Origin of the sequence: Bradyrhizobium sp. CCBAU 53415, assembly GCF_028128735.1 — a bacterium.
Lineage (GTDB): Bacteria > Pseudomonadota > Alphaproteobacteria > Rhizobiales > Xanthobacteraceae > Bradyrhizobium.
In genome coordinates this window covers 232,395-246,781 of the sequence record NZ_LBJF01000001.1, presented here as the reverse complement: position 1 = coordinate 246,781, position 14,387 = coordinate 232,395, and the positions used below count along the sequence as shown (strand labels likewise).

The 14,387-nt window shown below is 59.6% G+C and carries 16 protein-coding genes, 1 tRNA gene and 2 pseudogenes; 8 read left to right on the top strand and 11 right to left on the bottom strand.

Going from position 1 to position 14,387, the window contains the following annotated elements; all coding sequences use genetic code 11:
* Positions 1–75 precede the first annotated feature (75 nt).
* The 3 genes from XH87_RS01020 to XH87_RS01010 all read right to left on the bottom strand — a co-directional run bounded on the left by XH87_RS01020 (position 76) and on the right by XH87_RS01010 (position 1,463).
* Complete coding sequence (locus tag XH87_RS01020; RefSeq protein ID WP_271585833.1) at positions 76–477, bottom strand: Hsp20/alpha crystallin family protein; 402 nt, start codon at positions 475–477, stop codon at positions 76–78.
* Positions 478–553: 76 nt separating this feature from the next.
* Complete coding sequence (locus XH87_RS01015; RefSeq protein ID WP_271585832.1) at positions 554–1,024, bottom strand: Hsp20/alpha crystallin family protein; 471 nt, start codon at positions 1,022–1,024, stop codon at positions 554–556.
* A 202-nt stretch (positions 1,025–1,226) separates the two neighbouring features.
* On the bottom strand, positions 1,227–1,463 hold the full coding sequence (locus tag XH87_RS01010) for a hypothetical protein (RefSeq protein ID WP_271585831.1): 237 nt from the start codon (positions 1,461–1,463) through the stop codon (positions 1,227–1,229).
* Between XH87_RS01010 and XH87_RS01005 the strand changes: the two genes are divergently transcribed.
* Positions 1,462–2,043 (top strand): hypothetical protein, encoded by a 582-nt coding sequence (locus XH87_RS01005; RefSeq protein ID WP_271585830.1) that lies wholly within the window; start codon positions 1,462–1,464, stop codon positions 2,041–2,043. The genes XH87_RS01010 and XH87_RS01005 overlap by 2 nt on opposite strands.
* Positions 2,044–2,361: 318 nt before the next feature.
* Here XH87_RS01005 and XH87_RS01000 read toward each other — a convergent pair whose 3' ends face one another.
* The 3 genes from XH87_RS01000 to XH87_RS00990 form a co-directional block, all read right to left on the bottom strand.
* Positions 2,362–2,757 carry a DUF2958 domain-containing protein gene (locus XH87_RS01000; protein ID WP_271585829.1) on the bottom strand — a complete coding sequence of 132 codons (396 nt, stop codon included), beginning with the start codon at positions 2,755–2,757 and terminating at the stop codon, positions 2,362–2,364.
* Complete coding sequence (locus XH87_RS00995) at positions 2,754–2,975, bottom strand: hypothetical protein (protein ID WP_271585828.1); 222 nt, start codon at positions 2,973–2,975, stop codon at positions 2,754–2,756. The genes XH87_RS01000 and XH87_RS00995 overlap by 4 nt, the downstream gene beginning before the upstream one ends.
* Before the next feature lie 728 nt (positions 2,976–3,703).
* A complete protein-coding gene (locus tag XH87_RS00990) occupies positions 3,704–3,889 on the bottom strand; it encodes a hypothetical protein (protein ID WP_271585827.1) in 186 nt (61 codons plus the stop codon).
* A gap of 1,443 nt (positions 3,890–5,332) precedes the next feature.
* Here XH87_RS00990 and XH87_RS00985 point away from each other — a divergent pair.
* The 6 genes from XH87_RS00985 (at position 5,333) to XH87_RS00960 (ending at position 10,387) form a co-directional block, all read left to right on the top strand.
* Complete coding sequence (locus XH87_RS00985) at positions 5,333–5,524, top strand: hypothetical protein (protein WP_271585826.1); 192 nt, start codon at positions 5,333–5,335, stop codon at positions 5,522–5,524.
* A gap of 120 nt (positions 5,525–5,644) precedes the next feature.
* Positions 5,645–7,522, top strand: coding sequence for a phospholipase D-like domain-containing protein (locus XH87_RS00980; protein WP_271585825.1), 1,878 nt, complete (start codon positions 5,645–5,647; stop codon positions 7,520–7,522).
* A gap of 67 nt (positions 7,523–7,589) precedes the next feature.
* Positions 7,590–8,480, top strand: coding sequence for a S1/P1 nuclease (locus XH87_RS00975; RefSeq protein ID WP_271585824.1), 891 nt, complete (start codon positions 7,590–7,592; stop codon positions 8,478–8,480).
* A 170-nt stretch (positions 8,481–8,650) separates the two neighbouring features.
* Positions 8,651–8,914 (top strand): hypothetical protein, encoded by a 264-nt coding sequence (locus XH87_RS00970; RefSeq protein WP_271585823.1) that lies wholly within the window; start codon positions 8,651–8,653, stop codon positions 8,912–8,914.
* A 369-nt stretch (positions 8,915–9,283) separates the two neighbouring features.
* Positions 9,284–9,676, top strand: coding sequence for an avidin/streptavidin family protein (locus tag XH87_RS00965; protein WP_271585822.1), 393 nt, complete (start codon positions 9,284–9,286; stop codon positions 9,674–9,676).
* A 303-nt stretch (positions 9,677–9,979) separates the two neighbouring features.
* Complete coding sequence (locus XH87_RS00960; protein ID WP_271585821.1) at positions 9,980–10,387, top strand: hypothetical protein; 408 nt, start codon at positions 9,980–9,982, stop codon at positions 10,385–10,387.
* Positions 10,388–10,607: 220 nt separating this feature from the next.
* Here the strand turns inward: XH87_RS00960 and XH87_RS00955 are convergent, their stop codons facing one another.
* Positions 10,608–11,600 carry a sensor histidine kinase gene (locus tag XH87_RS00955; protein ID WP_271585820.1) on the bottom strand — a complete coding sequence of 331 codons (993 nt, stop codon included), beginning with the start codon at positions 11,598–11,600 and terminating at the stop codon, positions 10,608–10,610.
* Between the two features lie 236 nt (positions 11,601–11,836).
* Here XH87_RS00955 and XH87_RS00950 point away from each other — a divergent pair, with 236 nt between their 5' ends.
* Complete coding sequence (locus XH87_RS00950) at positions 11,837–12,202, top strand: response regulator transcription factor (RefSeq protein ID WP_271585819.1); 366 nt, start codon at positions 11,837–11,839, stop codon at positions 12,200–12,202.
* Positions 12,203–12,400: 198 nt separating this feature from the next.
* Here XH87_RS00950 and XH87_RS00945 read toward each other — a convergent pair.
* The 4 genes and pseudogenes from XH87_RS00945 to XH87_RS00930 all read right to left on the bottom strand — a co-directional run bounded on the left by XH87_RS00945 (position 12,401) and on the right by XH87_RS00930 (position 14,383).
* Positions 12,401–12,480: transfer RNA gene (locus tag XH87_RS00945), tRNA-OTHER, on the bottom strand.
* Positions 12,481–12,727: 247 nt separating this feature from the next.
* A pseudogene (locus XH87_RS00940) lies at positions 12,728–13,540 on the bottom strand (glycosyltransferase family 4 protein); the annotation flags it as partial.
* A 132-nt stretch (positions 13,541–13,672) separates the two neighbouring features.
* Complete coding sequence (locus XH87_RS00935; protein ID WP_271585818.1) at positions 13,673–13,888, bottom strand: hypothetical protein; 216 nt, start codon at positions 13,886–13,888, stop codon at positions 13,673–13,675.
* Positions 13,889–13,918: 30 nt separating this feature from the next.
* A pseudogene (locus XH87_RS00930) lies at positions 13,919–14,383 on the bottom strand (hypothetical protein).
* Positions 14,384–14,387 lie beyond the last annotated feature (4 nt).

The following is a 14,387-nucleotide window of genomic DNA, read 5'->3' as shown; positions in this document are numbered from 1 at the left end:
GGCCTCCTTGCGCCGAACTGAGCAGATTTGGGACCGTCGGCTCTCTCGATTGACGAGAAAGTCTTCGCTTCACGGCTATCCGCTGACCTGAATGGCACGCGGCTTCGCCTTTTCAGCGAACGGTAGCCTGAGCGAAAGCACACCATCCCTGAGCTCAGCCGCGATCTTACCCTGATCAATCGTGTCGGAAAGCCGGAAGCTCCTCGAGAAGTGGCCGACGTTATATTCGGTATAGAGCGGCTGTAGGCCCTGGTATTTCGAGAAATCAAGCTTGCCGTCGACCTTGAGCACCTTATCCTCGACTCGGACATCGACGCTGTTCTTGTCAACACCCGGCATTTCGAGGACTACATTCAACCCATCCTTTGTCTCATAGATATCAGCGTTCGGCACGAATATCCGCGCCGGGATAGTGGTCTCTTCCTTCTTCTCTACTTCGCGCTTCTGTGCGACCTGCAGTTCCTGTTTCGAAGCCATGTTCGTGCCTCCTCGAAAGCTCTTAGCCCATCCCGCCCTCTCCGACAGCGGCAAGGAACGGGTGACGGCTTACCATTCAGGTGATTTTAATACTGCGTGGCTTGTCGCTTTCCGCTCGCGGCAGGAATAGCGCCAAGATGCCGTCCCGATATTCGGCCTTGATTCCGTCCGGATCGATCTGCACTGGGAACGATAGTGTGCGGTCGAACTCGCCCGAGGTGCGCTCACGGCGGTGCAGGCTGACCTCCTCTGGATAGTCAACCATTTTCCTGCCGAAAATGCGGATGGCATTTTCCTTTGCCTCGATCTGCAGGTCGCTCTTGCTGACACCTGGCAGCTCGACGATGGCAAGTATGTCGTCGCCTTGCTGGAAAACGTTGATGGGCGGGAACGGGCCGCGACTAGCCGTTAGATCCTGCAGCCAATCGGAGGACAGGGTCGCCTCTAGCGATCGTTGAAGATTGAGTAGCGCATCGAACGGATCGGCAAATCCCATGATCATGTTTGCACCCCAGTTAGCTTGTTGGTGGGGCGAGGAAAGGATCATGGTCGCCCCTCGGTGCTTTGACTTAGGACGACCGTTGGCGCTGTCAAGGGGCGAGTGCTAAGCGCCGAAAAATTTCCGTGCTCCGCTTAGCGGTCTTGTTTCAGCATACCCTCCTCGACTGCTGCACGGGTGGCATGGAGCGCATCGTCAACGCGGTCCTTCTTCTCCTTGACCTCAACCTCGGTAGCGCGGCCGACGCGGATCACAGCAAGGTATCGACAAGCTGCTCGGTCAGGTTGTCGCCGAAAATGACAAGCTCGCCAATCGAGCCCTCACCCGGGAGAGCTTCCAGACTGCCGTTCAGACCTTGGATACCCTGTACAAGGATCTTGACAAGGCGGCGTCGGCCGTCGAGGCATTCGGCACGACGAGCAAGCCCATCGCGGCGCCGAAGAGTAGCACCGAGAGAGCTCACCCGAACGAACACGAGTACCGCCATGCAAGCCCTCGGCATAGACGTCCGCATTTGGGCGGTCCTGTTTCTAGCCCTCACGTTGCTTTTTCATCTTCTCAATCGCAAACCTCGGGCGTTGGTTGACGCGGCGGTTTCCCCGCTGAAGGTCCCGGAGCGGCGTCCCTGGGGTTATACCGGACTTGAGCTTCAAGAATTTCGCGAGACGGCGCTTCAGGCGACGGCTGAGAGGGGACGAAGCGCACTCGATCTGTACCGTAAGACGGTCCTGTTGATCGATATAGGATTTGCCATCTCTCTCGCTTTCGCCAGTTTCTTCCTCTGGTGGAGTGCCGTCCCGACCATGGGCCCGAACGGGTTGGTCAATTGGATTGCGACGATGGGATGGATTCTGTCACTCTTCTACGGTGGGTTCGACATTGGAGAGGACGCCAGTCTGTATTTCCTGTTGGGATATGATTCGACCGGCTCAGAGGCGGCAAACTTTGCAGCCGGATGTACTATCGGCAAGATGATCGCCATCACGGGTTCGCTGTTTGGGCTTGCAATCTTCCTCACGCTGGCGTTGATGGATTGGATTATCGCGGGATTTGGCGCGAGGCGATAGAACCGCGCCGGGCGAACTGGCGCGGTCCTGTGGTGGTGCCAGCTCAGGAGACGTCAGGATTTGATGTGGTGAGATTCCGGGCCACCTTGAAGCCGCGGCGCGGGCCGCCGCCCTCGCCGCATCACCTACGAACACGATGTCCATATCCTCGGTGACAGCGACGAACAGGGGCATGACGCCGACCTTGCCCTCACCGACATGCTCCATGAGTACCACTGCCACGCTGGGTTTGCCGTTGATGAGACAGCTGGCGAGGGAGAGCTGGGTCCTCACGGCCCTGGAAGGCACGAACATGGCCGGGTGTGATGAAAGAGGTGCTCATGGAGCACCTCCCTTCGTCACGTCGTGCACGTCGATATTTTCAACGATGCATCCGGCCCTTCTGGCGGCTTCGATATAGGTCGAGATCGGTCCGCGTGCGGTGAAGTGCAGGTCACATTCGATGCCAAGACCAAATCGGCCACGATAGGCAGCAAGTTCGGTCAGGCTGACGGTCCCGAATTCCGGGAAGCCCATGCCGAGATCGCAGAGTCCCCAGGCAACGGTTTCGTCCGAGGGATCAATCTCGGTGAGAAGCCAGGTAGCGGCACCGCAGGGATTGAACAGCTTCACGACCGGATAGAAGTCGATCTCGTCCGGCGTTCCCTTAACGCCCGCCTGACGGCGGCCGTTGTCGAGAAGCTTCGCGCGCTGGGCGGAAGTGAGGAGCTTCATCGCGCACCTCCTTCGTTTGCAGCGTCCGTCTCCGACTCGATCTCGCGGATGACGATATCCGCGTCGCCGACCGGCATCAGGTTGAACTTGAGGTTCAGGCCTTTGCCGTCCCGGTTTGCCCAGGCGGCCCCGATTTCGGCCCAGTAGGAGGTGCCCTTGTCGCCCTTGCGGACCGCATAGATGCGGTGCATGGGTTGCTTCGATTCCTTGACGATCATGTTGTGTCCTTTCACCAATGAGACCGCCGGGATGGCAATCTCGTTGCCGTTCGGGACAACCGAGGCGAATGAGCGAGCGGTCAAAAGCGCGAAGCGCCTTGCCGTAATGGGAGGCAGGCCGTAGGCGGGCACCGTTCGGTTTTGACGGCGAGCGCGCCTCGGTTATACGAAACGGCAATGATGAGAGATTGCTTCGCGGCGGATAAGACGCTGTCCGGGCACAACGACGTCAGAACGAGCGCATGGCACCCGACCGATGCAGTCGCATGATCGATAAGACACCGCGCGGCTGAAACGAAGCAGCAAGCAAATCAAGCCAATGGCATCTACACTCGAGCGAGGATTTCGACCGGCGGTGTTCGACTTGCGGATAACTTGGCCCATCGGACGCGGTTGCAGAGGGGATCCCAAGCGTCCAGCTGAGCAGCCGACAACTGATACGGCTCAGTTAGCTACCAGGGACAGATCCGGATCTCGTTCCATAGGCAGCTCCCGGATGCGCATTGTGCCGAGAAAGCTGCTCCGGGAGCTGGATGAGCTCTGAGCGAGGTGAGCCTGACGCCTGTCATTCAAAACTTTCACATTTGAAGCAGCGCCAGATGGGCGGCCCCTTGCTTCTCGGGGAAGCCAACGTCATCGCATTCTTGCATCGTGGGCAGGTCGGAACGGGTTCGGCTCGCGTCTGGGCGCATCAAAGTCCGAATGTCAGGCTCGAGTGAGATTCTCGTTCAGGGGCGTCGCGTTGGCGGGTTGGCCATCAGGCGCCGCAAGCGAGGTTGCAGGTGCCTTTGCGCGAGGCACTCCGCCAGCTCAATGACCGAGCGGCGCAGGGCTGCATCGTCGATCCGAACAAATACGCGCATGATCCGGAGTCCCTGCAACTCGCGCATTGCTGATAAACTGTTGTCATTCATTTCCGAAATCGTCCCGAGCCCCCTGCTTTTAAGCAATGGGGTAGCGAGCTTGCAATGAAGCCACGCATCAGGCAACGGTTGCATATGCGTAGTGAAGGGGGGCAAGTGGCAAAATGGCACTGCCCCAAGTCGGGCTTGCTGGCATATATGTCGGAAGCTTCAGCCTACGCGCCGGATTTTCTTGATGCGTGCTTGGAGCCGGTGTCTCTCACGGCCGACGTGTCCGGCTTTCGTTCCGTAAATCGTCTGAGGGGGCAAGTCAGAACTGAGTGCATAGCATGCAATGCGCTCCGCCGGGCTTGTCTCGTACTCTGCACAAGCTATTGAGCCGCCAGCAGCCGGCGCAGCCATTTCTGGTCCGCCTCCCGCCGGGCGTTGAAGCGATCGACGCATTTCTTGGAGCAAAGGGCCGTTCGCCACCAGTAATGGCGGACCAGCCCGAACCTTCCACCGCAAACCGCACAGCACCTTCGTTGTTCCGAACTATGAGAGTTATTGCGCATTTGTCGCCTCCTTTGGCGGACGCTCGTGCGGCAACATCGTGCTCACACGTTAAGCGCGGCATCCCTTCTGTTAAATCTCGCTGCATGTACGGGCACCGGGCGCACGAGCTCGGCTCTTTTGTGCGCCCTCGTGGCGAAGCGATACGCTCGATCGCGGTGCGTCGCCTGATTGATCGGCGACTATAGTCAGGTTTTGATCTCGATTGATGCAATGAGCAGTGCGAAACGGATTAAATCCTGCACGCATGCATGCTTCTCCGGCGTTTTTCGCTGGATGCCCTCTTGGGGTAGCAGCATCCCACTTGTACTCCTCAGCGCCCTCCCTGGCATTGTCAAACGTTCCGCCCCACGACCGGCCGTTCTGGGAAACTCTCAGCTGAAAATCTCCGAGTTGGATAGGCTCGTATCAATAAGAAAGTGAGGAGGCCGAAATGATCTGCGGTGGGCGGCTCTCCGCGCCGCCAGATGCAAGCGGTTTTTGAAGAAGATTGGCATGTAGGCTGTTGGATAGCGCCGGACGCACCGGCCGTTGAGGAGAGAAAAGCGATGGCCTTTTTTCGTGAATCGGCGCCGACTTCGTTTCGCGCTACCGATCTATGACAGACCACCGAAGCGCGATGTTTCGGTTGTCGATGGAAGCAAGGTCACTCTCGGCGACACGACCATCGATGTCCTGATCACGCCAGGCCACACCATGGGGACGATCTCGCCGATCTTCGATGTCCATGCGGGGCTTAGAAGCACCGCACCTTGCTGTGGGGCAGCACTGCCTTCAATTTGGCCGCAAGCCAGAACGGTTGCAGGCCTATATCGATTCGACAGCGCGAACCCGTGAGATAGCCAAGCATAGGGCGTCGATGTCTTCATATCGAACCACAGCGCTTACGACGGCTCGGTCGAGAAGCCCGACTGGTCTCTTTTTTTCGTCATGCAGCGAGGCGTGTCCGCCGACCCGGCTGTTCAGGTTATGTTGAATGGCGAGGGTTTCTATATTCCAAGGCCACAGCTCGGCACGGTCGAAGAGGCGCGGTCACTCCAGGTGCTGGACCTAGTTTCTCAGGCCATTGCCATGGCGACATCGAAGGACAGCCTGCCGAAAACCAATAGCGTAAGCCTGGTCGCCGTGCGCTGACCTGATCGCCAACCGCAATTCAGGTGACCTCGTCGCAAGGCGAATATATTTCTCGGCACATCTTGCGATTGTCACATAACGCGGGCAACAATTGGGGCGACGAACCAACAGGAGGGGCTGGTGGGTAAGATCACGCGTGCGGTCGCATACTGCAACAACGAGGTCGCCTTCATCGCCTGGGACGTCGACGAGATGATCCCGGGTTGCCTTGGCTTCGATATTGTCCGGGTATATCCGGACGCGGGCGAGCGCCGGGCTCTCTCGGCCTGGGTGCCCTTCGAGGGACAGCACAATCACGGCTGGAAAGAGCAGGATACGGGGGTCTGGCCCGTTCAGAAGACGAACTGGCGCGATCTGACCTTGCGCCGGCGCCGTGATCGTGCCGAGCGCCGGCCGGACAATGTGCGCGTCAAGTACGAGATCCGCCCGGTAGGTCGTATGGCCGATGGTCTGGAGCCCGTGCCGGTCCGGCAGAAGAAGACCTATGACGGCCCGATCATCCCGCTCGGCTATCTCGGCGAAGCGGTGGAGACCAATGTGATCCTCATCACCTCTGACTACGGGGAGGTGAAGGCAGCCTTCAACAATGGGATTATCGCCGGACAGTGGCTGCGGCACGCCATCGAGGAGGAGAACAAGGACTTCAACAAGGATGTGCTGATCGCGGAAGTCCAGGACCAACATAGCGCCATACGCGAGTATCTGTCGGGAGACCTGGTATCATTTCTCAAGAGCATGATCGACCGGGCTCTTGATAAGGGCGGCAAGGTCTTGCTCGCGCTTTATGAACTCGACGATCCGGAGCTGGTCGATCTTCTGATCCGTAACAAGGCGATCGTCCGGATCATTCTCTCGAACTCGAGTGCCGACCGGGACACGGGAGAGTGGGACAAGCGCAATGCACCCGCGCGTGCCAGGCTCAAGGCCAACAAGGTCGAGGTCCAAAACCGGCTCTTCAATAACCGACATATCGGCCACAACAAGTTCGCGGTCTATCTGGACAGCCACGGGGATGCCCAGGCAGTGATGACCGGCAGCACCAACTGGACATCGCTTGGCCTCTGCGGCCAGACCAATAATTCCATTATCATCGAGAATGCCGACGTCGCCGAAGGATACCATGCCTATTGGCAACGACTGCACGATGATGAGATCGATGACCCCGATCCACCCTCCGCATCAGGCGCCAGCAACGTGCAGGGTGAAGAGCTGCGCAATGAAGATCAGACAGCGGTCGCGGCCAATCTGACTTCGTCACGGGCGCGGCTCTGGTTCTCGCCGAACACCAAGGCGAAGACGCGGAACATCAAGAAGGCGCCGCCCGATCTGGATGAGCTCTTCAATTTGATGACGCACGCCGAGCAGGCCATCTTCTTCCTTGCCTTCCTCCCTTCGCGCGGCGGCCTCTACAGCATCATCGAAACCGCCAGGCAAGCCGGTGAGACCAATCCCAATCTCTTGGTCGTCGGCGCCATCAGCGATCCGACCGCCATGCCCGGCTATCAGGCGAAGAAGGACGAGGACGGCGAGGAAGAGGACGAGACACCGGAGGAAGCTGCGGCGCGGAAGCCCTATGTGTATGATGAGCGCCACACGCATATCGTGCGGGCGAGCAATCTCGGCGCTGGTACGGCACTCGGCGATTTTGAAGCCGAGATCCTCAAGCTGGGCACAGCGATTGTCCACGACAAGGTGGTCGTCATCGACCCGCTGTCCGACAACTGCACCATTGTCACGGGAAGTCATAACCTTGGTTACAAGGCGTCCTACGAAAATGATGAAAACATGCTCATCATCAGAGGCGACAAGAAGCTGTCCCAGGCCTATGCGGTGCATATTCTTGATGTGTACGACCATTACCGGTATCGCGCCTGGCAGGCCAAGAACAAGCTCGAGGGAAAGCCGGTCTTCCAGGGGCATATTGATTTGAATGATCGTTGGCTCGATCGGTACGTCAACGGTCCCAAGGGGGATATTACCGAGTACTTCCTGACTTGATTGGCTCCTGCGCTTTAGATGCGTCGTTATCGATGTTGCCCTTCCTGTTTTTTAAAAGGATTCCATCATGCGAGTTGCTCTCAGCCTTGCCGCTCTCGCCTGCGGCGCGCTCCTGAACTGCATCCAGACCGACAGCGCACGCGCCTGGGGTGACGAGGGGCACCAGGTGGTTGCATTGGTTGCCCAGTCTTTCCTGGAGCCGGACGTGCGCAAGCGCGTGAACGCGCTGCTGGCTGCCGATACCGACCCGTTGACAGGCCATGATATTGCCTCTGCCGCGACCTGGGCCGACAAATACCGCGACGCCAATATTGACAATTCTCGCGAGCGCACGCGGCAGTGGCACTTTGTCGACATCGAGATCACCGCACCGAACCTTGATCAGGCGTGTTTCAATCACCCCGCGCTGCCCAATGGCAAACCGGCATCCGATGGATCGAAGGACGACTGCGTTGTCGACAAGATCGAGCAATTTTCGTCAGAACTTGCGGACCCTGCCACCGACGCCGAGGAGCGCGTGGTCGCCTTGAAATTCCTGCTTCACTTCGTGGGCGATGTGCACCAACCCCTGCATAGCTCCGACGATCACGATCGCGGCGGCAACGACAAGCGTGTCTCGGCTGCCGGCCTGAGCGCCGGCAATTTGCATCATTTTTGGGACACCGAATTCGTCGATCAACTTGGCCCGGACGCACGAACGATCGCCTCTGACCTGATTGGCCACATCACGAAAGAGCAGCAGACCCAGTGGCAGATTGGGGTGCCCGCCGATTGGGCGAAGGAAGCTTTTGCCATTTCGAAAGATGACGCTTATGGGGCCCTTCCCTCACCGAACCAGCGCGGAAGCTTTCGGTTGACCGACGAGTATGTCACAACGGCGACAAACGATGCCGCGCTGCAATTGAGCAAAGCGGGGGTACGCCTTGCCATGATTCTCAATCAGGCGCTCCGTAAATGACGAGGTGAGCATCAACCCGATGCCGAGCCCGTCTACTTGCGGCTCCTGAACGACAGCGCGAGAGTAAACGGCACAAGGGCATCGTTGTCTTCTCTAAAAAGTACGCGTTGGTGCATGCTGCTGGAGAATGCCGATGTGGACGGCCTTGGGTGACCTCGAGGTGGTTACTGGTGCTGAAATACGCGGGCCTGTGTCTCGCCGCAGGTTTCTCCATATGGGGCACTGTCAACGAACTGACCGATAAGGCATTGGACGGCACGCGCCGGCTGACGAAGGCGGGGCTGGTCGCCATTTCGTTCACGGTGCTTGGCCTGATTATCAGTCTCGTTTCAGAAGATCTTCAACGCCGTGAGAATGACGCGTCGCACGCGGCCCAGGTTGCGGCCGAAGCGAAGCTCGCACCAACGAAATCATTGTCTCGGGCCAGCCACTGACGAGCCTCAAGCTCCACTGGCAGTTTGCAAGCAGGGACCCTCAGCTCGAACAAGCGATTGCGGACGGCTCGAACGAGGTGACCCGGAATTCTGAGGATGAGCAGGGAGGAGTCCCGGTTGCGCTTAGAGATCAGACTTTTGAGGGCATCTAACCAACCGATCATGGCTCGGAGTTCGGCCGCTTGGCCAACCGGCTTGCGGATGCAGAGCCCGCGGAGCTGGAGCGACGTCGAGATCCAGCATGAATTCGTGCATATGCGCCGCAATCCTTTGCTGAACGCGAGATAAGAGCAGCGAACGTCACCTCAGATTGTATCAGACTGGCGATCCAAATTGCTGCTTTTAGGCGAACACTTTTGGGGCTTCAATATGAAGAGACTTCTGGCATTTTTGTTGATCGCGCAGTTTTGCTTGGCCATCGGTCAGGCCTGGGCGCAGGGGCTTCCTGCTCCCTCATACTGGAAGAATGAACGGGGCTCGGAACTGTTTGTTTGGTCCGTCAATGGCGGGGCCATACAAGGGACCTTCACAAACCATGCTCAAGGGTTTGCCTGCCAGGGCATCCCTTATCCCGCATCGGGAGCCGTCGGTCCAACCGGACTGTATTTTGTTGTTACTTTCGGTCAGTGCAATTCTTTCACCCAGTGGGTTGGAAAGATTAACGGTCCTCAAATGCCAACGTCATGGACGCTGTTCTACGTTGATAAGAATGGCAAGCCCAGCAAGCTGAAGGGCGCCGATACATTCACACGCGTATGGTAGTCTTCAGCTTTCTTGCGACGTCGACCTTAGATCGAAAACTCGCGCTCGCGAGTTTCGACCTGAGGTGAGCGTGCAAGCTCCGTCCGGTCAAGTGCTCGACAGCCTGCAGGCCATCCAGGAAGGGCCGAAGACTTCAAAAGGGCCTCCCCAGATTAGAAAAAGGACAGTCCAAGCTTTGACCAAATTTGCCGGATCATCCGTACATCAGCATTTTTTCAGGTTCTTGTTTTGAAGTCCAGCGCGGGGTCCGGCAGGTGCCGCTAAGGTGTGCGGCGTTCGTGCTATCGCGTTTGGTTAGAGAAATTGAGTTTTCAGGTCTCGATACTTAAAATTCTCGCCGGCCAACCGGAAGGCCGCGCGAGTCTCGCCGTCCTGAAGCACTACCTGGCGGTGTTCTACACCAGCGGTCCGGACTGGACGGCTCGCATGAAGCGATTGGCGGAGCGGGCGCCGGATCTCAATATTTTCGGACAAGGGCTGGTTGCGCGAGAACCCGGACAGTGGATCATAACGGAAAAAGGCCGGGCCTTTCTTGCTTTGCTGGAACAGACGGGCCTACCCACCTCTCAGGAGCGAGCGCTCGAAGGCACGGGCGAGAAACCTCTCGCAAGTAAGCTTCCCGCGCTTGCCCCGGGCCGACAAGGCCACAGCGCCAGTCGCAGGCATCGCCGACGTAACTGCCTGAGGACGCGCGATGGCCGGTCCACCTAGCCCTTCTGTAAGGCTGACTAGCGACCACAGTGTGGCTGCATACGTGCCACGGCAACCTTGCGTATGGCCTACGCGTAAGACCTTGATGCCTCTGCAAATCATGCTTAGATCGGCCTCGTTTGAAATGGAGATGTTGTAGTGGCACCCGGCATCGTGAAGTGGTCTAGCGCGACAAAGGTGTGATGCACCTCATAAGAGCGTCAAAACACACATAAGTTCGTCACGTTTTGTCGGTCTCCGGAAGCGCGACCGGACGAAGGTTTGCATCGATGATGCGCCTCAGATCGGCATCAGTGGGCCGGCCGCTGATCGTGATCCTTCGTTCGACGCTGCCATACCCCGGGGACGTACTGTTCCGGATTGCAGACATCTCGCTGGTCTGGCTCTCGTCGACGTGGCCGAGCGCGACCTGTTCTAGGAAGTTTAACCTTCCAGGCTGGACGATGCGCGACCCCAATCCGCCGGGCTCTGCCCCCTCGGGGAGGCCGACTCCGTTATCGGAGACTGACAGCTCGATGCCGCTTCCGCTCGCGAACGAGACCGCGATGTGGCCGGGCTTGTCGCCGGAAAAAGCGTACTTCAGCGAGTTCGTCACAAGCTCGTTCGTGATCATGCCGATCGCGAGCGCATGGTTGCTGGCGAGGTCGACGTCCTCGCAGGCCACCTGGAATGCTATTGGTCCGGAAGCCGCCAAAGACTGGAAGACCTTCTCAACGACGTTGTTCAGAAAAAAGCGCATGTTCACCGAGCTCGAATCCCGCTTGGGAGAGAGATGGTCGTAGGCCTCCGCCATCACCTGCAGGCGACGCGCGTTGGCTTGCAGCACGGCTGCGACTTCGGGACCGCCGTGCCTGGCCTCCAGCCTGATCATCCCGCCAAGGATCGCGAGGTTGTTCTTGGTCCGGTGGGCCATCTCCTGCAGCAGCAAGGCTTTCGTTTTGTCAGCGAGGACGACACGGCGCAGTTCAGCGCGCTGGAATTCGGCGACAGCGGCCGTCCCGGCGGCAGTGATTGCAAAGAGCGCATTGGTCGCGAAGTAATCGATGCCCTTGCTGCCGGCATAGCTGAGATAGGCCCCAACAGCTACGGCAGCGATCGCAGCGAATATTCCGGACCCGCGGTCGAAGATCAGTTCCGACAGAAACACGCCGGGGAGCAGCAGGAACCCGGCGAGCCGGTCTGCATCTGCAAGGCCATCTGCAACACGGCGCACCCCAGCATGATGCTCGCCGATATGCCGTACCGGACGGGCGTCGGGAGGCGGTGCTCCACACCAGCGGGTAGAGCCTGTTCATGGATTGAAAGCCACTCGCCGCGGACGGCCGTTCCTCGCGCGATCGCTGATTCCACCCGACCGGCCCATCTGGAAGAGAGCCATCGGATTTCCGGGAACGGCAGAGCATTTGCGCCGTTCGATGCGTGACACATGCGATCCATCAAGAGCGACCAGTGAGCATACTTCTCGTCGAGGACGACCCACTGATCCGCGAGTTCGTCGTCGAGGCGCTTCGCGAAGCAGGCTATCACGTGATCCACGCGAGTACCGGCGAGGAGGCGCTGGCCTGGTGCAAACGCCGGGTCCCGGATGTGCTGGTCACCGACGTCAGGCTGCCAGGACAGGTCGATGGTTGGCAAATCGCGGAGCGTTACCGAGAGCAGTATCCGGAGCTGCCGGTCATCTACGCGACCGGGTTCTCGCCCGTCGCTCCACGCCCCGTCCCCGGCAGCCGCATCGTGAAGAAGCCCTTCCATCCGGAGGAGATCGTTCGAATAGTAGAGGAGCTCGGCCAGACGAAGGGGACGCCCTCGGCTTAGCTGTTCTACTGGCTGCCGCGCCTTTCACCGATCTCAGCAGGGGCGATGCGCGCAGAATCTCGGCAAACTGTCACGAGGTCGGGTCGAGATTTCTTCCTGCAAGCCAGAAGATCGCTGCTCGGCAAAATGACGGATGCGGCGCAGCGTTAACCAATCGACGTGCGCCGGGAGTAGCTTCGCCTGCCAATGGAAACGTTTTGGAGACCCGGCCTGGATTCGAACCGGGATAGAAAGTAGTCCCCTACTCTTGCGTGAGATTCCGCTTCCGCCACCGGGTCGATGGGACCATCGGCTGCTGTGAAGAGATCAGCAATAACCTTTCGCCCCTTTCGAGCGACTTGATCGCGCCGCTCAACGCTTCGGATCCCAGCGTCTCCAGATATTCGGCATCTCTGCGGCAACGTATCATTTCATACTTTCTGGACGCCGGTGAGCTGCTACACTTCGAGAACAAAAGGGTTTGGGGGCGGTGCCGCATTGCCATGAAATGGTTCCGCTCCGAACTCGTCCGGGACAATCCTACGCGGGCGTCCCGCACGCCATCGCCTCGATCATGACGAGGCCGAAAGGCTCCGGCCAGTCGATCGGAAACAGCAAGGCGGCGGCGCCGGCGAGGAACGGCTGCTTGCGCGCCTCGTCCACTTCGCCGACCAGCTGGATGTGCACGCAGTCGATCTCGGGTTCGAGCTTATTCTTGAAGTAGGCCGTCTCCGCGCGCGGTATTTTGGCCGCGATCCGCAGCGGCATCCGGACGGCGCGCGCGATGCGTATGGCGGCTTCCGGCCTCTTCTGCGCCGTGAGTCGTCCGAGAAACGCCAAGTACGACCCGACGTCGTAGGAGGGGCGAAACAGGTCCTTGGGCAATCCGTGTTGGATCGTCGCGATCCAGTTGGCACCGGGAAGCGGACGGCGCTGGTTGTCGGAGATGGAGACGAAAGGGGCCTCGGCGAAAGTCCCGATCACTTCGGACAAGCCGGGCAGGTCGAGACGGCCGTGCATCGTCGTCAGAAACGGCACACCGGTCCGGCTCAACACCGGCAGCGGCAGCCAGTCGACATGGGAATGAATGACGTCGAATTCGCGCGCGCGCTCGGCGATGGCCTCGATCAGGAGCGCGCAGGCCGCGTTCGCGTCGACCCCTTTCCGCCCCAGGCGCAGCGCGCGAGGCCACACCGCGTGAAGCCTGCCCTTTGTCTTCGAATCGCCGCTCGCGAACAGAGTGACGTCGTGTCCGAGGCCGACCAGTTCGTCCACCAGCCAGGCGATCACGCGCTCCGTCCCGCCATACAGTCTGGGAGGAACGCTCTCGGCCAAGGGCGCAAGCTGGGCAATCCGCACCGAACTAGCCTCCGAACGCGAGACGCAGGCCGATCACGACGACCGCGGAGATGAGAAAGGAAATCGCGAGCAGCGTCCAAGAGGGCCTTGTGCTTCCGCGGGCTAGGCGCGCCACGAGCATTTTGATGGTCCTCAACATCCGTCCCCGAAGAACCGGTGCAGATAGGCAATCCCGAAGCCGGCGAGCTCTTCGGTATCGCTCTCCCGCTCTTCTCCTCTCCTCGGCAGATGGCGCTCGAGAAGGCAGCGCCTGTTGTCCTGCGGGTCGACGTCAGGGTGGCGCGCCCGGTAGACAGACCAGGCTGTCTCCGTGGCGTTCTTCAGAACGACTTCGTCGACCATCTTCATGCTCTCGCGGCCAATCCGGTCGCTGGCAACTCAAGGCGGTCGGCAAAGTTTCCGTTTTTTCCCGCTCGTCCGTAGTCGACCGGAGTAGGCGCGCCAGCTCGCTTTGGCGCGGGCTCGCTCGCGTGCCGCGCGGCGGCGCTGCAGACGTTCGCTTCGGCCGGAGCGCCTAGCGGCCAGAAGCGGGGACGCCTGGGCTGTAGCCGAAGGCTCCGCTGCGGGCGCAACGCTCTCCGTCCGCATCTCGCCAGGCTTCGCTTCCATGAACTCGAACAAGGCGCGGCCCTTCTCAGTGATCCGCCAGCCGCCATTCAGACGCTCGACCAGACCTTGCGAAGATGTCGAGAGTGGGCGCACGCGCGGCGAGGCGCTTGGTCCGCTCGGCCCAGTCGCGCCCGCTCGTCGCCATAATCGCCATGTCGCGCTTGAGGTCCGCCACGACGCGAATCCGTCGGGATAGCTCACCAGGATCTTGAGCACAGTGACCTGGAAGATCACCCGG